30 protein-coding genes and 2 pseudogenes are annotated in these 26566 nt (G+C 56.9%); 11 read left to right on the forward strand and 21 right to left on the reverse strand.

The window, feature by feature from the left end; genetic code table 11:
• Positions 1 to 125: 125 nt before the first annotated feature.
• From QE432_RS23870 to QE432_RS23905, 8 genes are all read right to left on the reverse strand, one after another.
• Positions 126 to 1058 (reverse strand): Pnap_2097 family protein, encoded by a 933-nt coding sequence (locus tag QE432_RS23870; protein ID WP_113049419.1) that lies wholly within the window; start codon positions 1056 to 1058, stop codon positions 126 to 128.
• On the reverse strand, positions 965 to 2221 hold the full coding sequence (locus QE432_RS23875) for an MSMEG_0569 family flavin-dependent oxidoreductase (protein ID WP_112154569.1): 1257 nt from the start codon (positions 2219 to 2221) through the stop codon (positions 965 to 967). The genes QE432_RS23870 and QE432_RS23875 overlap by 94 nt, the downstream gene beginning before the upstream one ends.
• Positions 2222 to 2232: 11 nt before the next feature.
• Positions 2233 to 2511: an MSMEG_0570 family nitrogen starvation response protein gene (locus QE432_RS23880; RefSeq protein ID WP_013637307.1), complete on the reverse strand. Its 279-nt coding sequence runs from the start codon at positions 2509 to 2511 to the stop codon at positions 2233 to 2235.
• Entirely contained in the window at positions 2504 to 3475 is a 972-nt protein-coding gene (locus tag QE432_RS23885) for a sll0787 family AIR synthase-like protein (protein WP_112154570.1), read from the reverse strand. Before QE432_RS23885 ends, QE432_RS23880 begins: the two co-directional genes overlap by 8 nt.
• Entirely contained in the window at positions 3475 to 4014 is a 540-nt protein-coding gene (locus QE432_RS23890; RefSeq protein WP_111799473.1) for an MSMEG_0567/Sll0786 family nitrogen starvation N-acetyltransferase, read from the reverse strand. The genes QE432_RS23885 and QE432_RS23890 overlap by 1 nt, the downstream gene beginning before the upstream one ends.
• A complete protein-coding gene (locus QE432_RS23895; protein ID WP_080802472.1) occupies positions 4011 to 5129 on the reverse strand; it encodes an MSMEG_0568 family radical SAM protein in 1119 nt (372 codons plus the stop codon). The genes QE432_RS23890 and QE432_RS23895 overlap by 4 nt, the downstream gene beginning before the upstream one ends.
• Positions 5122 to 6111, reverse strand: coding sequence for a Nit6803 family nitrilase (locus QE432_RS23900; protein ID WP_112154571.1), 990 nt, complete (start codon positions 6109 to 6111; stop codon positions 5122 to 5124). The genes QE432_RS23895 and QE432_RS23900 overlap by 8 nt, the downstream gene beginning before the upstream one ends.
• A 68-nt stretch (positions 6112 to 6179) precedes the next feature.
• Entirely contained in the window at positions 6180 to 6662 is a 483-nt protein-coding gene (locus tag QE432_RS23905) for an MSMEG_0572/Sll0783 family nitrogen starvation response protein (RefSeq protein WP_013637302.1), read from the reverse strand.
• Positions 6663 to 6922: 260 nt separating this feature from the next.
• Here QE432_RS23905 and QE432_RS23910 point away from each other — a divergent pair, with 260 nt between their 5' ends.
• The gene (locus QE432_RS23910; RefSeq protein ID WP_111799475.1) at positions 6923 to 8293 is read left to right on the forward strand and encodes an aminotransferase-like domain-containing protein; all 1371 of its coding nucleotides are present in this window, start codon (positions 6923 to 6925) and stop codon (positions 8291 to 8293) included.
• 201 nt (positions 8294 to 8494) lie between these two features.
• Positions 8495 to 8962, forward strand: coding sequence for a hypothetical protein (locus tag QE432_RS23915; protein WP_162647850.1), 468 nt, complete (start codon positions 8495 to 8497; stop codon positions 8960 to 8962).
• On the opposite strand, the gene QE432_RS23920 is transcribed toward QE432_RS23915, so the two are convergent.
• The 7 genes from QE432_RS23920 to QE432_RS23950 form a co-directional block, all read right to left on the reverse strand.
• On the reverse strand, positions 8849 to 10138 hold the full coding sequence (locus tag QE432_RS23920) for a putative bifunctional diguanylate cyclase/phosphodiesterase (RefSeq protein WP_306627149.1): 1290 nt from the start codon (positions 10136 to 10138) through the stop codon (positions 8849 to 8851). The genes QE432_RS23915 and QE432_RS23920 overlap by 114 nt on opposite strands.
• 693 nt (positions 10139 to 10831) lie before the next feature.
• On the reverse strand, positions 10832 to 12046 hold the full coding sequence (locus QE432_RS23925; RefSeq protein ID WP_112154572.1) for a GGDEF domain-containing protein: 1215 nt from the start codon (positions 12044 to 12046) through the stop codon (positions 10832 to 10834).
• Between the two features lie 63 nt (positions 12047 to 12109).
• Complete coding sequence (locus tag QE432_RS23930; protein ID WP_041694748.1) at positions 12110 to 12292, reverse strand: SDR family NAD(P)-dependent oxidoreductase; 183 nt, start codon at positions 12290 to 12292, stop codon at positions 12110 to 12112.
• A gap of 24 nt (positions 12293 to 12316) precedes the next feature.
• Positions 12317 to 13039 carry a PA1136 family autoinducer-binding transcriptional regulator gene (locus QE432_RS23935; protein WP_111799478.1) on the reverse strand — a complete coding sequence of 241 codons (723 nt, stop codon included), beginning with the start codon at positions 13037 to 13039 and terminating at the stop codon, positions 12317 to 12319.
• Entirely contained in the window at positions 13039 to 13890 is an 852-nt protein-coding gene (gene hchA, locus QE432_RS23940) for a glyoxalase III HchA (protein ID WP_112154573.1), read from the reverse strand. The genes QE432_RS23935 and hchA overlap by 1 nt, the downstream gene beginning before the upstream one ends.
• Positions 13891 to 14101: 211 nt before the next feature.
• Positions 14102 to 14737 (reverse strand): DUF1062 domain-containing protein, encoded by a 636-nt coding sequence (locus QE432_RS23945; RefSeq protein WP_115064243.1) that lies wholly within the window; start codon positions 14735 to 14737, stop codon positions 14102 to 14104.
• 379 nt (positions 14738 to 15116) lie between these two features.
• Entirely contained in the window at positions 15117 to 15449 is a 333-nt protein-coding gene (locus QE432_RS23950) for a recombinase family protein (RefSeq protein WP_441296761.1), read from the reverse strand.
• On the opposite strand from QE432_RS23950, the pseudogene QE432_RS23955 reads away from it, so the two are divergent.
• The 4 genes and pseudogenes from QE432_RS23955 (at position 15381) to QE432_RS23970 (ending at position 17777) form a co-directional block, all read left to right on the forward strand.
• Positions 15381 to 16115 (forward strand): annotated as a pseudogene (locus tag QE432_RS23955) (IS6 family transposase). The gene QE432_RS23950 and the pseudogene QE432_RS23955 sit on opposite strands and share 69 nt — an antisense overlap.
• Before the next feature lie 250 nt (positions 16116 to 16365).
• On the forward strand, positions 16366 to 16977 hold the full coding sequence (locus QE432_RS23960) for a type IV toxin-antitoxin system AbiEi family antitoxin domain-containing protein (RefSeq protein WP_306627152.1): 612 nt from the start codon (positions 16366 to 16368) through the stop codon (positions 16975 to 16977).
• A gap of 341 nt (positions 16978 to 17318) precedes the next feature.
• Complete coding sequence (locus tag QE432_RS23965) at positions 17319 to 17558, forward strand: nucleotidyl transferase AbiEii/AbiGii toxin family protein (RefSeq protein ID WP_013637289.1); 240 nt, start codon at positions 17319 to 17321, stop codon at positions 17556 to 17558.
• Positions 17559 to 17621: 63 nt separating this feature from the next.
• Positions 17622 to 17777: a hypothetical protein gene (locus tag QE432_RS23970; RefSeq protein WP_162647851.1), complete on the forward strand. Its 156-nt coding sequence runs from the start codon at positions 17622 to 17624 to the stop codon at positions 17775 to 17777.
• Here QE432_RS23970 and QE432_RS23975 read toward each other — a convergent pair.
• The 3 genes and pseudogenes from QE432_RS23975 to QE432_RS23985 all read right to left on the reverse strand — a co-directional run.
• Positions 17747 to 18289, reverse strand: a pseudogene (locus QE432_RS23975) (IS6 family transposase); the annotation flags it as partial. The gene QE432_RS23970 and the pseudogene QE432_RS23975 overlap by 31 nt on opposite strands.
• Before the next feature lie 103 nt (positions 18290 to 18392).
• Positions 18393 to 19289: a transglutaminase family protein gene (locus QE432_RS23980; protein ID WP_111800976.1), complete on the reverse strand. Its 897-nt coding sequence runs from the start codon at positions 19287 to 19289 to the stop codon at positions 18393 to 18395.
• A gap of 471 nt (positions 19290 to 19760) precedes the next feature.
• Entirely contained in the window at positions 19761 to 20429 is a 669-nt protein-coding gene (locus QE432_RS23985; RefSeq protein WP_019565646.1) for a GntR family transcriptional regulator, read from the reverse strand.
• Between the two features lie 83 nt (positions 20430 to 20512).
• Here QE432_RS23985 and QE432_RS23990 point away from each other — a divergent pair, with 83 nt between their 5' ends.
• The 4 genes from QE432_RS23990 (at position 20513) to QE432_RS24005 (ending at position 23408) form a co-directional block, all read left to right on the forward strand.
• Complete coding sequence (locus QE432_RS23990; protein ID WP_112154574.1) at positions 20513 to 21133, forward strand: C39 family peptidase; 621 nt, start codon at positions 20513 to 20515, stop codon at positions 21131 to 21133.
• 45 nt (positions 21134 to 21178) lie between these two features.
• Entirely contained in the window at positions 21179 to 22246 is a 1068-nt protein-coding gene (locus tag QE432_RS23995) for a D-alanine--D-alanine ligase family protein (RefSeq protein WP_019565647.1), read from the forward strand.
• Between the two features lie 188 nt (positions 22247 to 22434).
• A complete protein-coding gene (locus QE432_RS24000) occupies positions 22435 to 22698 on the forward strand; it encodes a hypothetical protein (RefSeq protein ID WP_013637284.1) in 264 nt (87 codons plus the stop codon).
• Between the two features lie 11 nt (positions 22699 to 22709).
• Positions 22710 to 23408 (forward strand): nucleotidyl transferase AbiEii/AbiGii toxin family protein, encoded by a 699-nt coding sequence (locus QE432_RS24005; protein ID WP_112154575.1) that lies wholly within the window; start codon positions 22710 to 22712, stop codon positions 23406 to 23408.
• 214 nt (positions 23409 to 23622) lie between these two features.
• On the opposite strand, the gene QE432_RS24010 is transcribed toward QE432_RS24005, so the two are convergent.
• The 3 genes from QE432_RS24010 to QE432_RS24020 form a co-directional block, all read right to left on the reverse strand.
• Positions 23623 to 24006: a type II toxin-antitoxin system VapC family toxin gene (locus QE432_RS24010; RefSeq protein WP_019565650.1), complete on the reverse strand. Its 384-nt coding sequence runs from the start codon at positions 24004 to 24006 to the stop codon at positions 23623 to 23625.
• Positions 24003 to 24203: a type II toxin-antitoxin system VapB family antitoxin gene (locus QE432_RS24015; protein WP_013637280.1), complete on the reverse strand. Its 201-nt coding sequence runs from the start codon at positions 24201 to 24203 to the stop codon at positions 24003 to 24005. The genes QE432_RS24010 and QE432_RS24015 overlap by 4 nt, the downstream gene beginning before the upstream one ends.
• A gap of 399 nt (positions 24204 to 24602) precedes the next feature.
• Complete coding sequence (locus QE432_RS24020) at positions 24603 to 25406, reverse strand: AraC family transcriptional regulator (protein WP_019565652.1); 804 nt, start codon at positions 25404 to 25406, stop codon at positions 24603 to 24605.
• A gap of 74 nt (positions 25407 to 25480) precedes the next feature.
• Here QE432_RS24020 and QE432_RS24025 point away from each other — a divergent pair, with 74 nt between their 5' ends.
• On the forward strand, positions 25481 to 26422 hold the full coding sequence (locus QE432_RS24025) for an NmrA family NAD(P)-binding protein (protein WP_112154577.1): 942 nt from the start codon (positions 25481 to 25483) through the stop codon (positions 26420 to 26422).
• The last annotated feature ends 144 nt before the right edge of the window (positions 26423 to 26566 follow it).

The following is a 26566-nucleotide window of genomic DNA, read 5'->3' on the forward strand; positions in this document are numbered from 1 at the left end:
CCGAATTTATAACATATTGGTCGTAAGTGCGAATCTCATCAAGAGCTAGACTAAGCAAGACGTTATCGCATGAGTTGCCGTAGCAGCATTTGAAGCCGACATTTCTTTTCGACCGCGTCGCGTTGTTAAGCGGTTATAGAGCTGTCGTTCCCACGGTCGAAACGTACGCGCATCAACGCCAAAGGTCGACAGTCTTGGCCGTTCAGGAAGACTTCATACCCTGAAGGCAGCTTCTTGAAGTTGATCTCCATCCATTCTCCGGGCTCTACATTACCCAGATAAACTACATTCCGTGAGGCGATCATCCCGGTATGCGTCTCTCCTGCTTGGAACAATCCCCGGTCAGCTAAAGCGCTGTAGCTCGGGAAATAAAGAAGTCTGGCGGCATTGAAGTCTGTCGCCGGGCAAGGCAGGACCATCTGTGTCTGTGACATCCCGGAGAGTTTAAAATGGTTGTTGCGAATGTCTCGCGTGGCGGCCGAGGCCATCTCGGCAACGCGACGAACCGCGAGGGGCGCCTCGGGCGGCATCGCTAGCGCTCGCGGGCTCCGCCGGACGACAGATCGGTTGATCCCCGGTTCGGAACGTCCCACAAAGGTCGAGACCAAAATCATGCGGCCTACAGTATCGCCGCCAGCGGTGACGCGGATAAGTGACGCCAGACGCCCGTGGCCGACGCGGTAGAGATCCGCAGCCAGTGTCATCTCCCCGCCCAGATGGGGAAGATGAGGTCTTACGAGCTGCAAGCTGGTCGCACAAAAAGCCGCATAAAGTGGTGCGCCCTCTGAGCAAGTGAAAACAGCATCCCGCTGTCCCATGGCGCGCGCGATGAGCCGCCAGTGCAAATCACCGGCGCGTCGCTTGAGCCATTGCTCCGAAATGCCGCTGTAGCCCATTTCCGCCATTCCTAGCACGTGGCGTTCGATTAGCTCCGACCCCTCGTGCCTGGCGAGCTGAACAGTCCTCATGCAGCCAGCCTGTTCTTTTGGAGTGCTAGTATTTGTTCGGCGAGATACCGGCTGTCCTCGTCGATGCCAAGAAATCGGCCGGAGCCCCATGTGTTCAGCCAGCCAAGACCAATAAAATACAGACCAGGTGCATCGGTTACACCGCGACGGGACACCGGCTTGCCTCGCTGATCCAGACAGTCGACCTTCAGCCACGAATAATCCGGGCGGAAACCGATCGCCCAAATGATCGACGTTATGCCTGCCTCCGCCAGATCAACTTCGGTGATTTCTTGAGCGGGACGCCAGACCTTTTCAAATGGGGGCTCCTCTGGAGCATTAATTGCGTGCGTGGCGATCCAGGCATCGATCTGCTTGCGTATACCCAGGTAGCTCCGGTCAGCATCATCAAGGTTCTTCTCGAGGTCGGGCAGGAATGCCATCATCGTGCCCGAGGCACCCGCGACAGATCCGTACAGCCGCACCCCCTCCAGTGCATATTTGCGCAGATCGATCTCCTTGCCGCCGTCTCGGCCAGACATGTAATGGTTCGTCTGGGTGAGCGCTTTTACAGGATCGGGATGGGTATCGATCGTGACGGCGTATGTGCCGGCATCGTAAAGCCAGTCGGTTGCGTCGCGCCCGCGGTATTTGCGCGGGCTGCGCGGAGCGGGTCCTACCGCCAGGTGCACTGGACGACCTTCCAGATGAAAGTCGTCCATGATCTGCACGCCAGATTGCCCTGTGCCGACAATCAAGGTCCCGCCATCTGGTAGTTGCGACGGACGCCGGTAATCGCGCGAGTGCATCTGTAGGATAGTGGCGTCCAGATCTGCTGCGTAGGACGGCACGATTGGATTGTCGTACCCACCTGTCGCAACCACAACCTGGTCCGCAGTCAAGTTGCCAGAGCTAGTCTCGATCCAGTATCCACCACTGTCGCGAGGCGAGACATGCGTGACGTCCACCCCTTCGCGGATCGGTGGGCTGAAGCTTTCTGCAAAGCCATCCAGATAGTCTACGATTTCTTGCCTGAGCATGAAGCCATTCGGATCCGCTTCCTTATAGTGCCAGCCGGGCAGCCGGCACTGCCAGTTTGGTGTGACCAGACAGAAACTGTCCCAGCGATTGTTGCGCCAGCTTTCGAACTTTCGGTGGCGCTCGAGAACGATATGCTCGATCCCTTCCTGCATCAGATACCAACTGACAGAAAGACCAGCCTGGCCGCCTCCGATGATGAGAACTGGAACGTGCGGTACAGTATCGACGATCATAACAAACCCTTTCATGACATCGAGAGGCAGGTGACCTTGGCGTCAGCCGGCTGAGCGGCAGCTGTCGTTTCGATCTTTGCCAGTTGGTCGAGTGCGGATGAGCAGGCGAAGCCGAATTTCGCCGCGACGCGGTCTGATGCCTCGTTCAGCCCGGTGCGGGCACGTTCGACAAATTCAGTCAGCGGATAGGTGCATCCGGCTTCGAGATGGTGCGTTATGGCGGTCGAGGGCGAGTAGCAGCTCTCCTCCGTCCCATCAGGCCATCGGATTGTAAAGCGTACTTCAGGCATGGGCTATCTCCTTTGCAAGCGCGATATAGGGGGCTGCCGCGTAGTCCCAGAACGTTGCCCTGGCGCCACCGCTCGTCAGATCGATCCGGGAGCTGTCCGTTGCGTGACCGATGGCAGCTGCGCTGATGTCCCGAGCACCAAATACTGAGCAGACCTCGTTTGCACGTTTCCGCCGAACTGAAAGGAGGAAGCCAAAACTCGGAAATGTGCGCAGCCAGCGGTCGACTGCAACACCTGCCGGAAGCGGGATATCAGCAAGCTCGATGTCGAACCCGCAGCGAGATGATTCGGCCAACATAAGCGCGGTGCCGACAATCCCGCCCTGGCTGATATCCTTTCCTGCATCCACCAGACCAGCCTCGGCAAGCTCCGGCAATATCTCGTAGTCGCCGCGCAGCCGCTCGTGAGGCGCGTCAAGGGCTGCGCACCAGTTGTCGAAGCTTGGCCGATAATGCCCACGGTGATCGATTGCGGCGACGAGCACATCTCCAGGGGCGGCTGCAAAGCTGGAAATCAGCCTCTTCGCGCGTCCCGTCACGGATACGGCAAGATTGAGATCTTTGCTGCGGAGGTTGGTATGCCCACCGACGATCGGTACGCCGTAGGCAATCGCTGCGTCGCGAAGGCCGGCAAGCAGGGGCTCGGCGGATGCTGTATCCGGAGCCCACACGGTGTCGAGCAGTGCGGTCGGGCGTCCTCCCATCGCTGCGATGTCCGAAAGGTTCACCATTACACCGCACCAGCCGGCAAACCACGGATCGTCCTGCACGAATTGCGGCATAAAACCTTCGCCCGCCAGCAGATCCCAGGTGCCGTCCATGGCTCGGATTGCTGCGGCATCGTCGCCGGGCATTCCTGGTGCTCCAGCAGACAATGAGAGCGCCCGCGTCGTGCCTGCTATGTCAAGTTTGCTGCGAATAGACGGGTGAGCTGCGAGTGCTGCCGCCAATGCATGGACATCCATCACGACCTCCGTGCTCTTGCCGACCAGCCGATGGCCGGGTCGCATATGGGGGGATAGTGCTCGAGTGAAGCCAGCATGTGCATGTGCCGCACGCCATGCAGGTCGATCTCTCCTTGCGGCTCCCAATGCAGCCGGCGAAAAAGAGGTACGTTCTGAAGCTGGACATGGGCGTGAAATTCTAGGCATCCGATGCCGTTGGCGGTGCTTACCGCAAGCCTGATCAGCTCCGCACCCAGCCGACCAACTCTACGGTATGCAGGGGCGACCGCGAGCCGCGATCCCCACCAGATGCCGGGTTCGGGCTCATGGATCCTGACAGTGCCCACGACGTCCGCAGGCTCGGCCGCCAACGTGGCGATTGCCGCAAGGGGGATGGCACGAGCGTCGATTTCGTCGTGGTCACTGCCGACGAAGATGCGCTGTTCCTCTACAAACACCTGGTGTCGAAGACGAGATACCCCTTGAAGTTCCCAGGTTTCCGACGCTGCCCGGATGATGAATTCAGGGCAGATGAAGGTGGAGTGATCCATGAGGCTCATGCCGGGATCCTCAGTTTCTCGTAAGTTGAGAGCGCCGAGCAGGCGCCGCATTTTCCGCAACCGGCCTTGATATCCGAGGCCTTAAGTCCGCCGTCGATGATGATCTGCGACAGGGGAGCCAGGATGGAGGCCATGAAATCGGATTTCGGTGCGGGGTGACTTTCTAGCGGTGTGCCTGAGATAGGCACGAACGGGACGACAAATGGGTAGACGCCCATTGCGACCAATCGCGTGGACATATCCAGGATGGCTTCACGCGTATCGCCAAGACCCGCCAGGATGTAGGTCGAGACCTGACCCCGCCCAAACACTCTGACTGCGGCCTCAAAGCTGGAAAAGTATTTTTCAAGCGGAACGCTTGCCTTGCCCGGCATGATCCGATCGCGGACTTCAGGTGTCACCGCTTCAAGGTGCATCCCCAATGCGTCTGCACCCGCGTTCTTCATTCGCTCATGCCAGACATCGTCTTCCGGAGGCTCGCATTGCACCTGAATCGGCAGGTCGACGACGGCCTTAACCGCGCGCGCACTCTCTGCCAAAACGGCAGCACCGCGGTCCTTGCCCGCAGGTGTGCCAGTGGTCATCACCATGTGCTTGACGCCGTCGAGTTCGACGGCAGCCTTTGCGACCTCTGCCAGTTGCGCGGGAGTTTTGTGCGCGACAGTCCGGCCGGCGGCAAGGCTTTGGCCGATCGAACAGAACTGACAGGTCTTCTTGCGGCTTTCATAACGAATGCAGGTCTGCAGAATGGTCGTGGCAAGTACGTCGCGCGAATGAAGAACTGCGATCTTGTTGTACGGAATGCCGTCTGCCGTGATCAGATCGTAAAAACGCGGCCGATTGGGAAATCGAATTCGGGCGACTTCTGATCCTTCCCTGGTGATGCGCGCGCGGCCCTCGGCATCGGGCGCTTCCACGAGATAGGGACTGTCGAATGCGGGTGCGGTATGTACCGGCACCATCACGGTTGTGTCTCCGAAATTGACCGCCTTATGGTCGGAAGGACCTGCGCCACCGCGCCTGCTCTCGTGGCCGGCACGCGGATCGACGAGACGCATTCCTCGTGTCTGGAGGTCGTTGATGAGTTCCGGATCTATCGATGGCAGCTCACGCATCCTGAACCTCCTCAAATGGCTTGTCTTGCTCCGCATCGGGAAAATCGCCTGAAAGGCCGACCTGCTCGCGTGCGCGTGCGGGCGTCGTGTCATGGACAAGGTGCAGCAGTTCAGGCCGAGCATAGTGTCCGACCGAATCCATCATCCGCTTGCGCTTGGTAATGAGCCGCATGTCCAGATCGCCGATCAGGATGCCTTCGCCCGAGGTCAGCGGCGGTACGACATGGCGTCCTTCCGGCGTGATGATGCAGGTCATGCAGCCATCGCGCAGCCCCTTTTGCAAGGCGGGGTCCGGATGAATAGATGCGATCTGCTCCTCGCTCAGCCAGCCGGTGGCATTGACCACGAAACAGCCCGATTCCAACGCGTGGTGGCGCATGGTGACTTCGATTTGCTCGCCGAATATCGGGCCGACCAGTGAGCCCGGGAAATGAGAGGCGTGAATTTCCTCATGCTGGGCCATCAAAGTATAGCGGGCCAGAGGATTGTAATGCTCCCAGCATGCAAGGGCACCCACGCGACCAACGGCAGTGTCGACAACCTTCAGGCCGGCGCCATCGCCTTGGCCCCAGATCATCCGTTCGTGATAGGTCGGCGTGATCTTGCGACGCTTGAGTTTCAGGCTGCCATCCGCGTCGAAGATTAGCTGAGTGTTATAGAGCGAGCCGTGGTCGCGCTCATTGACGCCAAGGACGATAACCGCATTGCGTTTGCGCGCGGCGTCCGCGACGGCCCGTGTTTCTGCTGATGGTACCGTGACTGCTTCCTCATAAAGCCGAAGATGCTCAGGGCCTTGCTGGACAGGTGGCAGAACGAAGCTGAAATAGGGATACCAGGGCACGAAGGTCTCGGGAAATACGATCAGCTCGGCGCCTTTGTCAGCAGCTTCGGCGATTGCATTGAGGACCCGCTCGACGGTGCCGGCGCGTGACGCCAGGTCGGGCGCGATCTGGACTGCTGCGGCACGTACTGTGTTGGACATGACTGGCTCCTTTGAATAACCTGGAACGGCGCACCCCGTTCGCTGCCGAACGGGGTGTTGAGGTCAAATCAGACGGTCCATGTGTCGATGATCAGGGCGTTGGCCTTTTTGTGCAGAAGCACGCAGTCCAGGACGTCCTGAGGCAGGATCGGGATGATGCCGGGGATCAGAGCCGGTTCGCCGTGCCCATAAAGGGCCTGCAGAGCGAAACGACACGCATAGACCTTTCCGCCCTCCTTCATGAAGCGCTCAAGGTTCTTGTTGAAGTTCAGATGGCCCGGGAACGCTTCATCCCCGAGCTTGGGGAAACCCCGCTGGATCCCCAGTGTGACGCCCGGCCCGTAAAGAAGGATCGAAGTCTCATAGCCTTTCCGCTGCAAGCGGATGGCATTGAGAATGTTCACAAGCCCGATAGAGCCTTCGAACGCCACGGTGTGGAAGGTAACAAGCGCCTTTTCGCCCGGATCGGCTTTTACGTCCTCAAAAACCTTGGACTCGTAGTCGACAAAGAAGTCACCATCCTTGTGCGGCGGCTGCGTTACTTCAGGCATGTCTGCATCTCCTTAAGCGGGGTTGATGCAGAAACGATACGAAGGAAATTGAATGAATCAATAATCAGTTCAATGTCCATACAATAATTTTCCTCAATTTTGTAATTTTGCATTCTCAATATGCGAACTGACTAAGAAAACAGCGTAAACGACGGACATGTGCTAAAATTCTGGGCGAGTTATTGTCTCGAATTTCAGCTTGAAAACACAATTTTCTATCCATACAATATGAAACAATCTTAACTCGGACGCGAAATAAAATGTTGAAATGGATCCCGCAACTCCGCCCTGACGGCAAGCCACGTTATCTTCAAATAGCAGATGCGATAGAACTGGCGATCAAGCGCGGCGATATCGCGGCCGGTGACCGACTGCCACCACAGCGCACGCTCGCCGAGCGTCTTGGGATCGATTTCACGACCGTCAGTCGCGCCTACAACGAGGCGCATTCGCGTCGCCTTGTGGAGAGCCATGTCGGGAGGGGCACCTTTGCCCTTGGTCGGCCGAAGGAGGAGCATCGGATCGATCCACGTCGGGCCAGCGACGAGGATTTGTCAATGAACATGCCTCCCGAACCTCAGGATCCGGACCTTGTGGCGCGGATGCAGGATGGGCTGCAGACTGTCTCAGCCAACCTGATCTCTCTTCTCCGTTACCAGTCCACGACCGGAGGCGAACAGGATAAAGCGGCAGCGTCTTCATGGCTTTCAAAAAGAGGGATGGTGCCAAGTCTTGAACGGATTGCAATAACACCCGGAGCGCATGCGACGATGACGGCGCTTCTTTCAACGATGACGAGACCGGGCGATGTTGTCCTGTGTGAGGCTGTGACGTATCCCGGTCTGAGAGCGATCGCAGCTCGTATGGGATTGCAACTCGTGGGAATTCCGATGGATGCTTCTGGCGTTATGCCGGATGCGCTTGACGCCGCTATTCATTTGCACCAGCCGAAGGCTCTTTATCTCAATCCGACGGTTCAAAATCCCACGACGTTGACCGTTCCACGGGACCGGCGCATGGAAATTGCCGAAGTGCTTCTACGCCACAGGCTCCCCTTGATTGAGGATGATGCATATGGCTTCATTCCTGCCGCAGCACCCGTTCCCTTTGCTACTCTGGCTCCCGACCTCACCTGGCACATCGGCGGTTTGGCAAAATGCCTTGGCGCGGGCCTGCGCCTCGCCTATACCGTTTCGCCTAGCGCAAAGGCTGCGTATTCCCTCTCCCAGGCAATGCGAGCTAGCGCTGTAATGCCGTCACCGATCTGCATGGCGCTCGCGACGCGGTGGATTGAGGACGGAACAGCCGACGCCATTCGCCACTTTGTCCGTTCGGAAAGCGCAGCCCGACATAAGATCGCCATCGAAGCGCTCCCGGACTTAGATGTGAGAGGCGAACCGGAGGCTTTCAGCATATGGCTAAAGCTGCCCAAGGGCTTCAGCAGGGCGGAACTCATGGGACGGATGGCCGGTCGTCATGTCGGGCTGATGCCATCAGACGCATTTACTGTTCTCGGCGCACCTGACGAACATGTCAGAGTGTGTCTTGGGGGCATCGTCAACCGCGAACAGCTGCGCGCCGGATTGCTATTCATGGCGAACTCGCTTTCTGACGCTGGCTGGATGGGCTGACGACATTCTCGAATCGGACGATACCTTTCATTGGATCGGCGGCGGCATCGAGCCGCCGGACTTGGCAGTCGCCCTCAGCGAGGAAGAGTTTCGCGAAGCGAGGCAACGTGAACGGTTGTGGTAATTGCGACCACGCGGGCCCGCGATCTTCTCGTAATCCCCGATCTGCCAGGAGCCTCGTCGCGCTCGTGATCCAGGGTCATGGATCTGGGACAAAAGCGCCTGAATGAGCTTCAAACTGACATGCTGCCTGTTCCTGAAGTAACCACTGCTAATGTCCTGACCAACGGGCAGACCGATGCCATTTTCATCGCCGAGCGCGAGCACATTGTCGCAGCCTCGGAACCCATCCTCTGGGATCTTCCGAGCGAGCGCGATCCTGACCGCAACGCAGACACGATAGACAGTTTTGTCGTGGATAGCACCTCGGACGGACTACGAATCATCCGAGCAGGCGCCCTGCGCGGTAGCGTACTTCACAAGCTGATGGAGGAGCTTCTTAATGGCGAACTGTCCCAAGGCGAGGAAGACGTCACTCGGCGGGCCGGACAATTGCTAGACCAACTGCAAGCCGCAGTGGATACCCAACCATCTATTCAACTCCTCGCGCGGCATCGGCTGGGCGAACAAGTAGCCTTGGAAGTGGTCGCAACCAAGTCGGGTCAATAGTTCCCGCTGGTCAGGCGTCTCCACACCTTCGGCCAAGGCACACATATCCATGACATGCGATATCTCGATGATTTTTCCGAGAAGCCGCTGAGCGCGCTCTTGCCTTGTGGCCTCGATAAGGAACTGCCGATCAATCTTTAGCTTGCGCACCGGTAGGGTACGCAACGTTGCCAACGAGGAGTATCCGGTTCCAAAATCGTCAAGCGCCCAAGAGGCGCCACTGGACGCCAGCACTTCCATCCGCTCAAGCACAGCCGCAGTATCGGTCGCCAGTGCAGTTTCGGTAAGCTCGAACTCCAGCAAGGACGGATCAATGCCCGCCTCACGAATGATCCTCGAAACCGACGACACTAACGAAGGATCCTGTAGCTGGACAGGACTAATGTTCACTGCCAGGCGTAGCGCTTGCGTGCGTGGGTTGTCGGACCAGTGCCTGAGGGTCTCGCAAGCCTGACGAAGCACTTCCAACCCAATCTCGCATATCAGAGTGCTTTCCTCCGCGAGATCGATGAAGGCATCGGGTGACAGCAGCTTACCGGACGGATGCCGCCAGCGCACGAGCGCCTCGGCACCAGTTACAATGCCACTACCACGCACCTGTGGCTGAAAGTACACCTCGATCTCACCGTTACGGACAGCTCGACCCAACTCGCGTTCCAGCCGCAGGCGCTTTCCACTATCGATGCGGTAGATGCCAAACACCATGGCCAGCAGCAGCATCGACGTCGTCGTATTCAGCTTTGCGCCCCATGCGCGCACCTCCAGTGGCGGCGAGATAGCTGGTGCGAGGGGGTCTAGCGCGCCCATCGCGAACGCAACAAAAGCGGCGATGCAAATCAGGGGGAAGATCAGCGTTCCATAGCGCTCGTGTCGCTCAAAAGTAAAAGCCGCTCCAGCGGCAAGCGGAAGCAGAAATAGGTGGGCCGACCGAGGAACCCAGGCGATGGGTGCATCGATCAGCGAAATGGCGCAGACGACCACAAAAACCCCGTGGGCAACGACAAGGAGCGATGAGCTATCGCTTCGCTTGCTGCGATGGAGGGCGAGCACGCCCACGCAGGTCAATCCGATGAACACTACCGACAGCTCGTAGCGACCAAAATAGAGGTAGCAGAGCGTCCACGCCAGCCCGAGACCGATGCAGGCCACGCCAGCCAGCTTGAGGATCACCGCCACCTTCTGTCTTCGCGGCTCGCTTTGCAATCTCATCTGAAGCGGAGGTAAGCCCGCCGGGGACCCATCTTTTTCTCTTCTCACCATTCGACGAGGCACCTTTTGTCGCGATTCAAAGGTGATATCTCCAACCGCCGCGGGATTCACCGGCGCGAGTGTCGACTACAAGACTATGGCCGTATCCGCCAACCCAGATAGCTGGATTTCTACTGTGCGACCAGTTCCTGATCTGATCAGGGCTAACGAAGACTTTTATCATAGAAGCAAATTTCATCTAATCAGGTGCCCTGGGCTGCTGAGAAGGAATGGAATTGTCAACGGCGGAGTAAAGACCTCCCACGGGGTGGAGAAAAAGTTGGCCACTTTTGCGCCCCACCTTCGCGACTGAGACGGTACTCATACGATTGTCGGCACGTCGCGCTACTTTGCGCCAAGGCAATGCGGACATGACAAAAGGGCTGTCGCATGAAGAGGTTGATATGCTGGTGTCGCTACTTCGCCAGGTGCTTGATGACGTTGGGACACCTGAGACGTGACTAGCTCTCCAAGTGCCTTTACTAGGAAAGTTTCATTCGTGCTGGCAGCCTAAAATGCACGTCATGTGCAGCGGGCTATTGAGCACAGTCGCAGCAGGGTGCCTTGCTCCACCGGCTCACCGGATTTCGACACAATCAATGACCCAAAAGCTACATCGAATCAGGGCACCCCGGTCGCCACTAACCGCAAATGATGAGGCACGGGATTGGCTGAGGGCTGTTGCCTCGATTCGTTTGACCGTGCTACCTCAACCCGGTTCCGCCCAAGGGCTTTCGCCCGGTACAGCGCGCCGTCGGCGCTTGCAAGCATCCCGGCGAGGTCGTGGCAGTCAGGTGCCGCAAGGCCGATACTGACGGTGGCCTGGGTTTCCAAGCCCTCTGCCCGAGCGGCTGCTTTGGCGAACCGGCTTGCGATCGCCAAGCCGCGACTGAGAGCTTGGGAATGGTCGCACCGTGGCAGAAGCGCAGCGAATTCCTCACCGCCTAGCCGGACAATAAGCGCGTCGGGCCCCGCTTCTTCGCGGGCGGTTTCGGCGAACAGCTGCAAAACCTTATCTCCGGTTTGATGTCCATGACGGTCGTTGATCGCCTTGAAGTGGTCGAGGTCGAAGGCGAGCAGTGACACGGGGTCATCATGCCGCTCCCGGACGATCCGAGATGCCTGCTCAAAAAAGGCGTGACGGTTTGCAAGCCCGGTCAACTGATCGGTTTGTGACACGCGGAGCAGGTGGAGCTTTTCCTCCTCTCGAATAATCATCAGAAAGGACATCGGCATCGCTACCGAGTACAAGACGGCCTCGTACATCGTCGCCTTCGCGACGATGGAGATAATATCTTGCCCGTACCGCTCAAGGAGAACAGGGGCAATGAACGCTCGGCCAAGGTAGAACACGGCATGGACGGCCGAGATCGATACTGCGATCGGACGTGAGCGCAATCGCTGGACCGTGCGGCTGCGCAGAAGTGTCCATGCTGTCAGGCCGCAGGTCAGCGCGATGGGGATAGACGAGACATGGTTCCAGAAGGCGGCCGGGAAGTGCGTGCCAGCGATCGCCCAGGCGATGGCTAGAAAGCTTAGCGCTGCGACGGACGACCAGAGATACCGGTGACCGTCGAGGCCAGCGATGGCGTTAAGGACAAGAAGGTAGCCCAACATCATTAGGATGTTGATCGCCCCCATGCCGAGCGCGACCGGAAAGTGGCTGCGGTTCATTGCAAGCATGCAGCCGAGAACGAACGCGAAGAGTGCTGCGGCCAGAACACCGAGCGCGCGTGAGCGACCTGGATGAGCCTGCCTTTCCCAAAGGAGAAGCGACGCTGACACCAGGAGCGTTCCGACTGTCAAGTACCAAAGGGTTTGTAAATCGATCTGCATCGCTCTGCCTGCCTTACGTCAAAGCCTACAGGGTGGTCCTTATAAGATTCTTTATGTCGCCTCTCATATTACCGACATGGTTGGCGTAGCGTTAAACTCGCTGTTGAGTGCCGGCACTGAAGCTCGGGGTGCTTGCGGCCAGATCTGGCAGCCCGCGATCACCCGTTCACCAGCTTTCGCCAAGCCAAAAGCAATGCCCCGGCCCAAGCCCGAAGCCGCACCGGTGATGAGTATCGTCTTCGACATGTTCAATCTCCTGAAAGCTAATGGTCAGATTGTAATCTCACCATTTCGAATCGCTATCCTGATTGCTTGTGCTGTCGTACTCACGCCCAGCCGATGACGGATACGCCGCAGATGGTTTTCGATTGTTCTTTCCGAAAGCCCCAGTGTCGCAGCAATCTCCAATTGCCGCCTACCCGCTGCTGTCCAGGTGAGGACTTCACGCTCTCGGTCCGAAAGGACTGCTATTGCAGACGCAACGGGCGCCTCAATCAATTTGCGTGCGGAGTAAAAAGCGGCCACGGCCAACAACGTCAAAATCCACTTCGTCGTTGGCGACGCATTGATCTGCGTCCCCCCCAGGCTCATGGCACCTTCAAGTCCCGAAGGGCCAAATACGGGAACTTGCAATCCTTGAATGCCGGGCCCGCGCGGCAGATTGACGACGCGATATAGTTCGCCGTTCTCACGAAATGTTTTTGTCCAAAAGAACGGCTCCCGGGCACCGAGGATATGACGCGTTATTGCGCACCGCCGGATATATGTTTCTTCGGTGACTGGATCGCCATTTCCAAACCAATCTCCCTCAATCCAATAAATACGTTCTATTGGCTCCTCTCGCGCGGCGGACGCTGAGAACAGTACAAAGCGGTCGTAGCCGAACGGCGCGACGAGAGAGCGAACCTCGGTCTTAATCGTTTGGAACGTTTCGGCGGCATCAATCGCCAGAACGCTCTGAAACACTCTGTCTGCCGCGCCGGGGGCCTCCATCAGTTAGAAAATTCCTTCAGCATCGCCTGTGCGGCCAACTTTCCAAGATTATTACCCGCCATCGGGCTATCACCCGTCAGGAGTTTGCGATCCTGATGAACCGCGCCGGAGATATCATCGTTCAAGATTTCAAATCCGAGGGCTTTCAGCTTCTCGCCGAACTTCCATGTCAAATGACCGGGCATGTACCCGATATCAGGCGTCTTCGCGTCAATCGCGTCCGGGAAAGCGCAAATCTTGTAACCCTTGTAGATCTCACTGTTCTCTCCGACGGCAAGGAACCCTGCGGGCCCATGGCAGAGAGAGATCACGAATCTGTCGCTCGTTGCTGCCCATTTCAAAACCTCCCCGACATCCTTGCTCTCAGGAATGCCGATCAGTGCGCCGTGACCGCCTGGGATGAAGATGGCAGCATAGTCGTCCAACCCGCTGGCGATCACGTCCGCAAGCTTCAGGGGCTTTTTGAACTGTGGATGATACTTTTCGAAAAACCTCTTAACCTCGGTGTCTTCTGAAGGCATGGCCCAAAACTCGAACTTGACAGGATTGCCCGAGACGGTGGCGACATCGAAGGCAAAGCCGGCCTTATCCAGATGATACATTGGCAACAGCGTTTCCACTGGATGGTTTCCGGTCGAGAAAAAGCTGCCATTATCGGTCAGTAGATAGCGCTCATCGGCGCCTATCATGAGAACTTTCTTATCACCTTTATAGGCATTGGGATAATCAGCTCCGCTAAGATCGGACTTGGGCGAGGTAAATTGACTCAGTGAATAAGGGGAAGGAAAGAACGCATTTTCCTCTGCCGGGTCGGGACGCGGATTTTTACTTTCGTTTTGCATTTCAGCCATTTGGCCCTCCTGAACGATTAAGATGCTGATATTGTAACCCTCGTTCCCAGGACGGCAATGAGGGTTTTCCCTCAAAGCATTGGAAGGGGCGATGTCACGTTGTTCGCTTAATCCCCGACAAGAGGGCGTCGCGTTGATTTCCCGCTAGACAACGGCAGAGGTGAACCGTCATGGACGAAGGCCTGAGGATTTCAGGCCTCCGCCATTGCGTCTAAAGCGGTCCACCTGTCGCCAAAGGCTTCCACGATTGCTCTCGATCCGCCTCCTCGGATAGATCGATGGTGACCACCGTGCCGGTTTTTATATGCCGGCGCATTGCGTTGGCGCGGTCAGAGGTTGCCTGGAGGAAACCACGTTCGTTCAGCTTCTGAAGCCGCAAGCGCGAAATCCTCAACTCCGACGCAAGTAAACGATCAAGGCGTGTACTGGTCGGAATAGGAGTTACCAGGTCGATCACCAATTTCGTCCAGTACTCAGCTTCACGCAGCGTGGTTTTTTCGATGGCGTAATCATCAAACTCATCAACCCTTTGCGCCTTCCGCTTCAGAGGTTCCAGGTTAAACGCCTCTGCCTGGAACCACTCAGAATCATTGGACTGCAACGCTGTAAGGGTGTCGGGATCGATGTCGCGAACATTCTGCCGCTCGAAAATCGGCCGGTTCCAAGTCTTTTCGCATGCCAGGCATTTGTAGATGAGCCATGCGTCGAGCTTGCGGCCGTTGGCGTTGAGCCGGATTTTACCATTGGATTGAAATGCTCTCATGCCACCACATCCGCTGCATGCGATCCACGGCTGGGGAGGTGTTGTGGGGATAATGGTCCATTGGACCTGAAGTGTATTGCACATACCGTCTTGGTCTTCCGCTCGGAAGCCCACCAAGATGGTGCATGAGAAAACCCTGAAGGGCACGGTGTGGCGATGCTATTGGGCGGCTGAACAGCTGAGACAGCGGAACTGCACTGGCACATTGTAACAATGCCAAACCGGTCTCTTGCCGCCACCCGATGAACAGAATTATACACCGACAGCAGATCGCTATCCGGCAGTAAGGGTGAAACTGGATTGAGACCGGTATTTACTTAGGCAAAGTCTACCTCGATGCGCCAACGCTCTTCAACCAAGAGCGATACCAAATGACCGGTTTGATTTGGAGTCCTTAACGACAGTGGAAAGCTGAAACCTGAGGTGTTGCGGCTTTTTTGCAACTTCTGATGATGCGATTTGATCAGGCCGGTCGTTGGATACCCAGACGACGCATCTCACGATAGACAGTAGAGCGCCCAAGCCCAAGCTGCCGGGCTGCTTCCGTCGGAGATGTTTTTGCTTCGATAAGTTTGATTGCCGCTTCGACCCTTTTCATGTCGAGCGGTTGCCGGCCTGGCAACTTCCCTTTCGTCCTTGCGGCGGCGATACCGTCCTTGGTACGTTCCGAAATCAACCTACGTTCAAAATGAGCGATGGCGCCGAAGGGCGTCGTCAACTTAACGGAATGTGGTTCATAACAGACCGTGACCCACTCTATCGCCGCCATCGCTTTCCCGCCGAGATCATCGCCCATGCGGTTTGGCTCTATTTCCGTTTCCCTCTGAGCCTGCGAATGGTTGAGGACTTGCTGGCTGCCCGTGGGATCGCTGTCTCGCACCAAACCGTCAGGCTGTGGGCGGAGAAATTCGGCCGTGCCTTCGCCAACGAGATCCGAAGCCGATCATCCGGTCGGCTCGGAGATAAATGGCACCTCAATGAGGCCGTTGTTTCAATTTGCGGCAAGAAGCGTTGGCTGTGACGTGCTGTCGATCAGGACGGTTTCGTCCTGGAGGTTCTCGTTCAAAGCCGCCGAAACGCAAAGGCGGCGAAACGCCTGATGCGCAAAGGCGGCGAAACGCCTGATGCGCAAGCTGTTGAAAGGACAAGGTCGCTCACCGCGTGTGATGATCAGTGACAAGCTGCGATCCTACGGCGCAGCAAAGCGAAAGATCATGCCCGGTGTCGAGCACCGTTCGCATAAAGGCTTGAACAATCGGGCAGAGAATTCTCACGAACCAATCCGGCGGCGAGAGCGGATCATGAAGTGCTTCAAGTCACAGCGACATCTACAACGCTTCGTCTCTATCCATGATCCAATTGCCAACATGTTCCACATCCCCGACATGACATCTCCTCCAGCCATCATCGCGAACTTCGTTCGCAGGCAATAGACCTGTGGGCGCAAATCGCTCGAATGTAAGCGGTACAACGCGGCCGGCGTCATCCTATTGCTTCTCGGCCGTTAACTTTACGATGCCGGTGGGCCAGTTGCGTTTCATTCATGCCGCGCCGGGGCAATTCTCGACTTTCGCTAGCGCCGAATGGATCGAAAAGACATTCCGGCAGATAATGTGAGCTCGCTGGAGGCTGGCCGTCTATTATTCGCTAATGCAGGCATGACGCGTGACAAAACCTCTGATAAGATCGCAAACCATTAGAGGATTTGTAACATGCCATCGTCGCAAAAAGCAAAGCTCAGAAGCCTGCTTGCTGCGCGCAGCATGATGCATGCGCATGAACTACGCGAGGCTGGCATCAGCGGACAAACGATCGCGCGCGCCGTCGAGGTCGGTGAAATCGAGCGTATCTCGCGCGGCGTTTATCAGAAGCGTGACGCGGAAGTCGAAGAGAACCAGATACTTGCTGAAGCCATCATGCGAGCGCCCAAAGGCGTGATCGCTCTGGTGTCGGCGCTCGCCTTCCACGGACTGACCGACCAGATGCCGCGGCGTGTCTGGATAGCGATCGGGACGAGCGATTGGGCGCCCGTGCAGTCCTATCCCCCGCTGCGTATGGTCCGCTTCACGGAACCCTATCTGCGACAGGGCATCGAAAATCAAGTGATCGCCGGCATTGACGTTCCGGTCTATTCGATCCCGAAAACCCTTGCTGACCTGTTCCGAAACCCCAAGCTGGTGGACCGATCGGTTGCTGTCGGAGGACTGCGTGCTGCTCTCCAGCAACGTAAGGCAACTCCAAGCGCAATCGCCCAAGCCGCGACGGCCGGCGGCGCCTGGAAGGTCATGCAACCCTATCTTGAGGCTCTCACCTCCAATGGCTAAAGAAACAGCGAACATAGCGAAGTCGGTCAAGGATCGGCTGCTCAATATCGCCCGCAAAGAAAGTCGCGCCTTCGACGTCTTGCTGGTGCGGTTCGCGCTCGAACGGCTGCTGTATCGCCTGTCAATCTCAGTGCATAGGGACCGCTTCGTCCTGAAAGGCGGTATGTTGGTCACGGTCTGGGTGGCCGACGACAATCGGGTGACGCGGGATGCGGACTTTCTCGGACATGTGGACGGAGATCCTGCCCGCCTGATCGCTGACTTCGCGTTCGTCTCAAGACTGCAGCCTATCTCGAAAGAACCCGCATCCCATTACAATCGACATCGGCTTCGGAGACGCTATGGCCGATGCGACGCAGCGGCTCGACTATCCAGCCCTGCTAGATTTTCCCGCTCCGCAGGTTCGTTCCTATCCGCCTGCAACGGTGATCGCCGAGAAATTCCAGGCGATGGTGGCGCTTGGTGTTCTCAACGGGCGCATGAAAGACTATTACGACCTGTGGGCGATACCGCGCGCGATCGACATTTGCTTACGCCGCATCGCTCGAACTAGACGCTGTTTCGCTGGAATCGATCATTGAACGCATTTGGGAGTTGGTCAGCCCGTCATGCGCGCGGATCGTAGCAAGAAACGAGAGTGAGGCATGACCGAGGGTATCACCATCATTGACGTCTGGGACGTCGAATGGGACGTCGAAACCTTCGACAGCGAGCTGCGCGGCGACCTCGACGCCCACGCCGATGTCATCCGCGATTACATGCTCACCTCACGCCACTCTCGCCGTCGCATTACAAGATGAGAGTTCTCAGCTCGGTTGTTCAATCCGTTATGCGAACGATGTTCGACGCGCGGCATCAACTGGGATTTTGCGGCCGAATAGGAACGCAGCTTGTCGGTCACCATCACGCGCGGGGCGGTCCCCTGGTGCTTGAGCACCTTTCTCATCAGCTTTAAGGCGGCCGCCTTGTTCCGTCGGCTTTGCAGCAGAGCGTCGAGCACGTAACCGTTCGCGTCGATGGCGCGCCACAACCAATATTTCTTTCCCTTGATCGTCACCACCATCTCGTCGAGCTGCCACTTGTCTTAGAAATGGCCTCGTGAACGGTGCCGCAGCAGATGAGCAAATTTCAAGCCGAATTTCGCCGCCCATTCCGAGACGGTCTGGAATGAGACGTTGATGCCGCGCTCAGCGAGCGGATCTTCAATGTCACTGAAGCTGAGCGGGAACCGATAATAGAGCCATACGGCATGAGCAATGATCTCAGCGGGAAATTGGTGGCGTCTGAAGTGGGCGAGAGGGACTTCGGTCATGAAAACCCGATATCAGGTCATTTCGAACAGGCAGTTAAGGCGACGCCACCTTGCCGTTATACTAGCTTGGGCGGCAAACGCCGGGATCGGCAATGCGTTCCGCTCAGTTGAGCACAGTTTCGATGCGATCATCCGTTGTGACGTTGACCTGGACTGACATGCCCTCGTAGTCAGCGGCTGTTCCGTCGTAACTTCCCCACAAAGGAACTGCCTGCTTCGGATCCCGCGCCACCCCAACACGGATAAGATCACGGTTGCCCACGATACCGTTGGTTGGGTCGAACTCAGCCCAACCGGCGCCCGGCAAATAGATCTGGCACCACGCATGGGTGGAACCGCCGCCAAGGGTGATTGATCCGTCTCGGTCTGGAACGTAGATATAGCCCGTGACGAACCTGGCCGCGAACCCAAGTGATCGAGCGGCCTCCATCATAAGTAGCGCGAAGTCGCGGCAGGTTCCCTTGCGAAGCTGCAGCGTCTCGGTCGGCGCTTGCGTTCCATGCTCTTGTCGTCGGGCATAGATGAAACTTTCATGGATGGCGTAGCACAACGTCATCAGCAGGTGCCCGGTTTCAGTGGGTTGCCCGATTCGCACGAATTGGCGCGCCCATTTACCGACCTGATCATGTGGATCAGCGTAATGGCGCTGGATGGTTCGTTCCAGATCCAGCGCTTCGTCTGGATCATATGAAAACGGGTAAGTCAAAGCGTCCTGATCGATTTGCAGATCAATTGCGACATAGGGTGTATGGTCAAGGCGAATGACGGTTTCGAAGCGGAGCTCACGTGAGGGTTGAGCAAAGCCGATAACTGCGACGCAGTTTCCGAACACATCATGGATCCAACGAAGATAGTCCGGTTCCGGGTCGATGAGGAGTCGGGAGCTCAGCAGCGTCTGATCGAAACTGTCTCTCGGTCTGAACAAAAGTCTGTGCTCTCCGAACTCAACCGGCCGTTTATAACGATAGGACGTGACGTGTCGGACGGTAAATATTGTCATCGATCACCGGGGGTACGAGGTCCAGGACGGCTGGTACCGTATCACTCTAAAGAAGCACATGCATTGTTACATCGTTCCAGCTGGCATGAGATAATCCGCGCGGGCGATGGCCCCCAACCTATTGGTGACAATCCGGCTGAGGTTGAAAACCGTGATGCAGCCTATCAAATGTCCCGAAGAAGCCCACGCCTAATCCACCTTGAGCCCGCCCGATGCGTTCGCGACGTTAAGCTAAAATCACTCATTGTCCACTTTCAGCCGAAGCGAAAGATAGTTTTAAGTCGAAACTTCCGAAGAGGTCGTGATAACGCAACGGTCTGTCAGGGTAGATTCCTACTTCCGCGGTGTGCGGGTCAGCAGTTCACCTCTCATCAAGAGCAAAAAATGTACCTGTTACCCGTCTCAACGGCAGCGAATCTCCTAAGTCAAGCGTACTTTCGCCCGTCTCGAACGCTGAACCGGCGAGCCGCCTTAGCTCGACTGGGCGGCCGTGCTGAGCTTGCGACTTCCTTCAAGCAAATGACGCTGCAAAATTGCACTTGCAGCGTCGATATTCCGATCTCTGCAAGCCTTTAGCAGAGCACGGTGCTCCTCCTGCGATTGCTGCTCATAGTCCAAGCTGGATAGCAATACACGTACGTAGCGGTCGGCTGCATCGTGGTGGGTAGCGATAAGGCCGATGAGCCGCTCATTTTGGCAGGCGCCGTAAAGTGTCATGTGGAACTGCTTATTCAGCGTCCCCCAACGTCCCACATCCTTCTCAGCGTCGATCTGGGCGAGAAGTGTTGCCGCCCTGTCCAAATCGGCTGTCGTCAGCCCTACATATGATAGGCGCAAGGCTTCCGTCTCCAGTAGCGAGCGAATGGAATAGATCTCCGCAATCTCCTTGGCATCTATTCTTGCCACGAAGGCCCCCTTTGTCGGGTGAATGGTTACGAGGCCCTCGCTTTCCAGAAGCCTCAAGGCATCACGCACAGGCATGCGGCTGAACCCAAATCGTGCGGCCAGCTCGTCTTGTCGGAGCGCGACGCCACCGCGAAGCTCTCCACCGGAAATCGCTTCCCTCAGAACCCTTGCGATACGATCCGCCACGGTCTCCGGCCGGATGGTTTCAACATTTATTGCGACGAAATCGTTCATGGCCAACCTTCTCCGAGACAGCAATCATCTTGATCATGCCAAGCAACCTCGTATACGAGTATACCGCTCAGGAGATTTTTGCCATGCCCTTATCAACAGGCGTCGTTCCTTATTTCAGTCAGTGGGAAACACCGGAGATGACATTGCCCGTGCTTGCCGAAGGATCTGCGGCGCTGCTGCGCGATCCGCTCTGGCGGCAATCGGGTGCCGAGACGATCGAGGAATACGCGCGCTGGGCGGTCAATGTCTGCGGCATGGCCTGCCTGAAGATGATCCTGGCAGCGCGCGGCGACCTGCTTCCGACGCTTGCTCTCGCCCGTGCCTGCACCACCTATGGCGGCTATGTCGTCAACGAGCTGGATGCTTCGATCAAGGGACTGATCTATGCGCCCTTCGTGACCTATGTGGGCGAGCGCTTCGGGCTCTCGGCAGAAACGATGACGGGTGTCGCAACAGAGAGCATCCCCGGTCTGCTCGCTGAACGCCCGTTCTTCATCGCCTCGGTCAATAGCGGCATACGCTGGCCGGAACGCATGCCGCCCTCAAAAGGCGGGCATCTCATTCTGGTGACGGCAGCCTCGGCTGATACGGTCCGTTTCCACAATCCATCCGGTCATGATGCTGCGAGCCAGGCGGATGTGCTGCTACCGCTTGCCATATTCGACCGCTTCTTTGCCAATCGCGGCATCGCGATCGGCTTCTGACATCTATTTAGACTATTTAGACACGAGATTATTTTGGGGGTTTTCATGACATCTTCCCGCGGCAAGCTGCGCATCGCCGTTCTCTTCGGCGGCCGCTCGGCCGAACACGACGTCTCCGTCATGTCGGCGACGAATGTCGTGGGGGCACTGGAGCCCTCGAAATACGAGGCGGTGCCGATCTTCGTGACGCGGGAAGGCGAGTGGCTGCTCAGCCATTTCGAAAATGGCGTGCTCGCCAGGCCGGCAAACGGCACCGAAATCGCATTGGTGCCCGGCGGGCGTGGGCGGATGATCGCCATCGACGGCGGCAGGATGAGCGATGCCGGGAAGATCGATATTCTGTTCCCGGTTCTGCATGGTATTTTCGGCGAGGATGGTTCCGTGCAGGGACTGGCGGAGGTGGCCCGCGTGCCACTGGTTGGCTGCGGCATCCTGGGTTCAGCGACAGCGCTTGACAAGGATATCGCCAAGCAGCTGCTGCGGGCGGCGGGGTTACCGGTGGCGCGTGCTGTTACCGTGCATGCGGATCGGGTGCCGTCCTTCGACACGCTTGAGATCGCGTTGGGTTTGCCGCTGTTCGTTAAGCCGGCGCGTCAGGGGTCTTCGGTCGGCGTGCGCAAGGTTTCCGGCAACCAGGAATTTGCGCCGGCGCTCGCGGAGGGCTTCAAGCATGACCGCAAGCTGCTTGCCGAGGAATTCATCCGCGGCCGCGAGATCGAGTGCAGCGTGCTCGAGGACGCCAAGGGTGGCCTGTTCGTCTCTCGCCCGGGTGAGATCATCCCGGCCGAAAGCCATGGCTTCTATAGCTACGATGCGAAATATATCGACGACGATGGCGCGGCGCTGACGGTTCCGGCAGAGCTTCCGCCAGAGGTTGAGACGAAGATCCGCGAGACGGCAGCACTCGCCTTCCGGGCGCTCGGTTGCGACGGTATGGCGCGCGTCGATTTCTTCCTGACCGAGGACATGGCTTTTTTGGTCAACGAGGTGAACACCATTCCGGGGTTCACCGATATCAGCATGTATGCGAAGGCGATGGCGGCAAGCGGCGTCAGCTATCCTGAGGTAATCGACCGGCTCGTTGAACACGGTTTTGCGCGCGCCGGCCTCTGAGCCGCAAAATGCCTCTTCCCGGTGTAGTAGACATGCACCGGGAAGAAAAACGCCGCAGCTTCGTCTGCTCTTGTGACAAGAACTGGAATAAGCCGGATTAATGCCGTTGCATGCCTGCGTCTGCTGTGTTTCTTGCGTTTTTGGCGGGTATGTATTACATAACTTATTGAAAATTGGTGGTGATAACGATGTCTAGCGTTGCGATTAAGGTACTGTCGACGGTGAACGCCCCTTACGGGACGAACCTTTCGGCTGAGCAACTCGCTTCGAAGATTTCGGATTTTGCGAGCGTTGAGAATTTCGATGCTTCGGCATTCTCATTCTATTCCGAAGTGAAAGCCGAGCTCCAGCACCAGTTTCTGGATGAGATGGAAATCGACCACGGTACAGCATCCGAGATTGCCCAGAAATTCTCGCAGCTAGCTGGATATCCCCTCGCCCTAGCCGCCTGAGGGTTGTCCTGATGAGCCAATGGGAAAGCCTTTTCGACCAGGCTGCGTCAATTATCAATCAGGCGAACTCTTCTTTTAAACTCCTCGATAGCTGGACTTTCGGGGGTGGCACCGCCCTTATGCTCCAGATAAACCATCGTGAAAGCTTCGATATCGACATTTTCGTCGATGATCCGCAGGTCCTCCCATATCTGAACCCGACAACACAGGGCTATACCCTGCAGGTGAACCCAGATGAATATGTTTCGGACGGGACGCATGCGTTGAAAATCGTGTTCGCGGGCATCGGTGAAATTGACTTCATTTGTGCTCCAAGTCTGACCAACGATCCAACATCCCGTGTCGCAGTACGTGGAATCCAAGTTGACCTTGAGACCCCGGGCGAAATCATCGCGAAGAAGGTTCACTATCGAGGATCCTCTCTTCAGCCACGTGACATGTTCGATATCGCGTGCATCGCCAAGGCATGCGGCGATGGATACGTTCTCGAAGCTCTCTTGCCATTCAAAAACAGGGCCGCCGCTGCATTGGCAGTCGCCGAGAGAATGGATGCAGGCCTCGCTAGCACAGTTATGGGGAAGCTTCAGTATAGAGAAGGATATGCGGGTATTTCGAAAACTGCTCAAGCGACGACAATCTCGCTTTTGAAAGCGGTGTGCGATCACAAGCCATCGGTATCCGCAGCGCCTTCCTCTGCGTCTCCGCGCTGATTTCTACGCAACTTGGCGACCTTAGCTATACCGCCGTTCGGTCGATCATTCTTTCGGTGCGCATCATTCCGATTAGCCAGCAAAACCAAGTTAGGGCGGCGCCAGCGAGTGTGAGTGAATTGCGTCGCAAATGCTTAGCCAATCCACGACGCGTGGACGACGGTTCGAATCCGTTCAAGAGCCACAATATTGCTGGGCGTCCTGCGTTGCTGGGCTAATGAGAGGCTTGCGCGTGCGTGTAAAGTGCCGCACCAACTTTTTGTGCTGCGGCCGCTAGGCGCTTATCTCTTGTCCACAAGCTTGATCGCCGGTCGAGCAACGTTGAAGTAAGTAAATGCGCATCTGTGTAACCAATCCCCATGCTGAATATCGAATGACGATCAATGATCGTCATTACTTCTGCATGGGTCGCGATTAGCGCCTCGCGTTGAGCTGCTAGGAATTCTAAAACTGCAGCCCGCTCTCTTAAGCTGCCGAGCGCCAATTCGCCTACAACGAATGGGTGGCAGAGCAACTGGTCATCATTGATGATTTTTCGTAGTTCTGAGTCATCGTATCGAAAATGATTTATCCAGATCGAGGTGTCTACCAGGATCACTTTGCCACGTCGCTCCGTCGGCGAGGCGACGCTTCAGCCTCAGGCATAGAGCCGCCAAGCGCGATCAGCCGTTTGCCGGATTCCACACGCACGAGTGTCTCCAGCGCTTGCCGCACGAGAGCTGCTGTTTCCTTGGTGCCCGTGAGGGACTTGGCCCGTTCCATAAGATTGTCGTCGATATTTATGGTTGATCGCATGTTCCAGCCCCCGTAAATGAGTAGCTCATATAGCACCATTTGGTGCGAAAATCCACGACTCATCGCGTGCGGCTAACATCTTCATGTTTCACGGATGGTTGATTCGTATCCGTTCAAGGCGTGGGTATTGGTGTTTTGGGGACATGCACTTAGAAGTAACGCGCATCCTCTCAATAGCTTCAACGCCGAAAATCCAAATGATTGATACAAAGGGGGGTTGTCGATCCCGGATCCCAGCGCTACCGTCGCCTCTCTGATCGGCTGGGTGAGGTCGAGCCCTTTTTCGACCTTGTTCCTGAGCGGGACGACGCAAGATCCATCGTCCGTAGTAGGCCCATTGTAGTCACGGCACGTGCTGCAAGGGCCGACCAGTGTTGAGAAATTCGACTACTCGGAAAATCACCTCGCGAAGTAGCGGGTCGGTGTTGTTCCCAATGCCTTCTTGAACATGACGATAAAGGCGGTAGGGGATTCGTATCCCAAGTCGCTCGATACCCTCTGGACCGTCGCGCCGCTGGCCAGTTCGCGCAACGCGATGACCAGATGCAGTTGCCGCCGCCATCGGCCGAAGGTAAGTCCCGTTTCCTGGACCATCAGCCGCTTCAAGGATCGCTCACTCATGGCAACGTGTGTCGCCCAATCCAAGAGGGTGCGACGATCGCTCGGCTCCGCTATCAGGGCAGCGGTGATCGCGGCGATTTTGGGATGGCTGGAGGCGGGCAAATCCAGCCCCTGTATCGGCATTTGCGCGAGTTCGTCCAGCAAGACCTGCACCATACGGCCGACATGATTGTCCGGAGGAGAATTGACGGGTACATCCGCCAGTCGGAGGATCATCTCGCGGAGCATCGGTGACACAGACAAAGTACAGCACTCATGAGGCAGTGTCGCTGCGCCTGGTTGAACGAACAGATAGGACAGGCGTGCGTTGGACGTCACCTGGTTGCTGTGGGGCACGCCGCCGGGTATCCAGACTCCGCAGTCTGGTGGGACAATCCAGATGCCATTTTCCGTCTTGCAGGTGACGGCCCCATGCAGGGCCAAGATGAGCTGCCCTTCCTTGTGCTGGTGCTGGGGTACTTCAGCCTCATAGTCATTGAAGTCGAGGCGAACAGCGAAGGCCGGACGATCCGACTGGTCGAGATCAATGTCATCGTAGCAGGAACGCAGCAGTTTTGCGGATTGGCCCGATTTCGAGATCATTTGGCACTATCTCCAAATTCGTACGCACAGCAATAGTCTACTAATCGGCGATCAACAACCGCAAGGAGACTGTCATGCGAATTTCTGTCGTCGGTGCCACGGGACGAGTTGGCGCTAAACTTACCCGGAACTTACTGAAGGCCGGGCATCAGGTTAGAGCATTGTCGCGAGGTGGCCCCGCGCTGGGCGCGCTGGTCGCGCTCGGCGCAGAGCCATTTCTGGGAAGCTTTGACACCGGAGAGGGAGACCTTGACCAGTTTTTCCAGGGTGCCGATGCTGCGTTCCTGATGGTGAAGACCGATTGGAACAACATCGAGGGGCATTACCCCGCTGTTGCCAAGCGCTTTGTCGATGCGCTCAAAAAATCCTCTGTCAACCTGGCCGTGAGCCTGACGGCCATGGGTTCGGACGTGAAGGGGAAAACGGGCCATTTCGAATGCTTCCACGATCTGGACGAAAAGTTAAACGAACTCGGCAACATCGATTTGGTCCACCTGCGCGCCGCTTGGTTCATGGACGACGTATCGGCGTGGACGGGGCCGGTTGCCAAATACGGTCGAATTGCCTGGTTCTGCAAACCCGATTTGAAGATGCCCTGGGTGGCGACCGACGACATTGCGTGGCTGGCGGCCAAGGAATTGACCAATCCGAGGGGCAGACACCGCGTATACCTCGAAGTAGGCTCGGAAGATGTCTCGATGAACGAACTGGCCGAAATCGTTGGCAAGAAGATCGGCAAGCCGGTGGATTACCGATACATCGAAACGACCCGTAAAGACGTCGAGGCTGAATTTCTGGCACGGTTCGGGACGCTGGAGAAATGGCAGGACGACACCCTCAGTGCTGACGCTTTGAACAGTGGCATCGTAAGGTTCCATGGGGAGCACGAGTATCGTCCGAAATTGCCCACGACGATGGAGACGTTCATTGCTGATGTCTGGAAGACCCGCTATCTGGACGCGGTCAAAGCGGGAGAACAGCGAGAAACGTTTTTCATGTGGGCTGCCAGAGACTAGCTATGGCGGCTCTTTTGACCCGTCCCCCACGCGTTCGACCATCCCGGATGCTACCGCAAATTGTTGATGTGCGGTAGCTAAACGAGCGAAATTTGCGCAGCTTGGCCATCAAACCGAGATCACACCACTGCACTACGGATCAGT

It is taken from the genome of Agrobacterium sp. SORGH_AS_0745, assembly GCF_030818995.1.
Classification (GTDB): domain Bacteria; phylum Pseudomonadota; class Alphaproteobacteria; order Rhizobiales; family Rhizobiaceae; genus Agrobacterium; species Agrobacterium tumefaciens.

Excerpts from the sequence above, each read along its gene's own strand:
- QE432_RS23890 (WP_111799473.1), bottom strand. The coding sequence starts at position 4,014 with ATGAGCCTCATGGATCACTCCACCTTCATCTGCCCTGAATTCATCATC.
- QE432_RS23950 (WP_441296761.1), bottom strand. The coding sequence starts at position 15,449 with ATGGGCGATGATCTCGGCGGGAAAGCGATGGCGGCGATAGAGTGGGTC.
- QE432_RS23885 (WP_112154570.1), bottom strand. The coding sequence starts at position 3,475 with ATGGATGTCCATGCATTGGCGGCAGCACTCGCAGCTCACCCGTCTATT.
- QE432_RS23935 (WP_111799478.1), bottom strand. The coding sequence starts at position 13,039 with ATGGAGGCCCCCGGCGCGGCAGACAGAGTGTTTCAGAGCGTTCTGGCG.
- QE432_RS23925 (WP_112154572.1), bottom strand. The coding sequence starts at position 12,046 with ATGCAGATCGATTTACAAACCCTTTGGTACTTGACAGTCGGAACGCTC.
- hchA (WP_112154573.1), bottom strand. The coding sequence starts at position 13,890 with ATGGCTGAAATGCAAAACGAAAGTAAAAATCCGCGTCCCGACCCGGCA.
- QE432_RS23880 (WP_013637307.1), bottom strand. The coding sequence starts at position 2,511 with ATGCCTGAAGTACGCTTTACAATCCGATGGCCTGATGGGACGGAGGAG.
- QE432_RS24005 (WP_112154575.1), top strand. The coding sequence starts at position 22,710 with ATGAGCCAATGGGAAAGCCTTTTCGACCAGGCTGCGTCAATTATCAAT.
- QE432_RS23945 (WP_115064243.1), bottom strand. The coding sequence starts at position 14,737 with ATGTGCAATACACTTCAGGTCCAATGGACCATTATCCCCACAACACCT.
- QE432_RS24025 (WP_112154577.1), top strand. The coding sequence starts at position 25,481 with ATGCGAATTTCTGTCGTCGGTGCCACGGGACGAGTTGGCGCTAAACTT.
- QE432_RS23990 (WP_112154574.1), top strand. The coding sequence starts at position 20,513 with ATGCCCTTATCAACAGGCGTCGTTCCTTATTTCAGTCAGTGGGAAACA.
- QE432_RS23970 (WP_162647851.1), top strand. The coding sequence starts at position 17,622 with ATGACCGAGGGTATCACCATCATTGACGTCTGGGACGTCGAATGGGAC.
- QE432_RS23870 (WP_113049419.1), bottom strand. The coding sequence starts at position 1,058 with ATGGGGCTCCGGCCGATTTCTTGGCATCGACGAGGACAGCCGGTATCT.
- QE432_RS23900 (WP_112154571.1), bottom strand. The coding sequence starts at position 6,111 with ATGTCCAACACAGTACGTGCCGCAGCAGTCCAGATCGCGCCCGACCTG.
- QE432_RS23910 (WP_111799475.1), top strand. The coding sequence starts at position 6,923 with ATGTTGAAATGGATCCCGCAACTCCGCCCTGACGGCAAGCCACGTTAT.
- QE432_RS24015 (WP_013637280.1), bottom strand. The coding sequence starts at position 24,203 with ATGCGATCAACCATAAATATCGACGACAATCTTATGGAACGGGCCAAG.
- QE432_RS23930 (WP_041694748.1), bottom strand. The coding sequence starts at position 12,292 with ATGTCGAAGACGATACTCATCACCGGTGCGGCTTCGGGCTTGGGCCGG.
- QE432_RS23980 (WP_111800976.1), bottom strand. The coding sequence starts at position 19,289 with ATGACAATATTTACCGTCCGACACGTCACGTCCTATCGTTATAAACGG.
- QE432_RS23905 (WP_013637302.1), bottom strand. The coding sequence starts at position 6,662 with ATGCCTGAAGTAACGCAGCCGCCGCACAAGGATGGTGACTTCTTTGTC.
- QE432_RS24020 (WP_019565652.1), bottom strand. The coding sequence starts at position 25,406 with ATGATCTCGAAATCGGGCCAATCCGCAAAACTGCTGCGTTCCTGCTAC.
- QE432_RS23915 (WP_162647850.1), top strand. The coding sequence starts at position 8,495 with ATGGATCTGGGACAAAAGCGCCTGAATGAGCTTCAAACTGACATGCTG.
- QE432_RS23875 (WP_112154569.1), bottom strand. The coding sequence starts at position 2,221 with ATGATCGTCGATACTGTACCGCACGTTCCAGTTCTCATCATCGGAGGC.
- QE432_RS23960 (WP_306627152.1), top strand. The coding sequence starts at position 16,366 with ATGCCATCGTCGCAAAAAGCAAAGCTCAGAAGCCTGCTTGCTGCGCGC.
- QE432_RS24000 (WP_013637284.1), top strand. The coding sequence starts at position 22,435 with ATGTCTAGCGTTGCGATTAAGGTACTGTCGACGGTGAACGCCCCTTAC.
- QE432_RS23895 (WP_080802472.1), bottom strand. The coding sequence starts at position 5,129 with ATGCGTGAGCTGCCATCGATAGATCCGGAACTCATCAACGACCTCCAG.
- QE432_RS23965 (WP_013637289.1), top strand. The coding sequence starts at position 17,319 with ATGGCCGATGCGACGCAGCGGCTCGACTATCCAGCCCTGCTAGATTTT.
- QE432_RS23985 (WP_019565646.1), bottom strand. The coding sequence starts at position 20,429 with ATGAACGATTTCGTCGCAATAAATGTTGAAACCATCCGGCCGGAGACC.
- QE432_RS23995 (WP_019565647.1), top strand. The coding sequence starts at position 21,179 with ATGACATCTTCCCGCGGCAAGCTGCGCATCGCCGTTCTCTTCGGCGGC.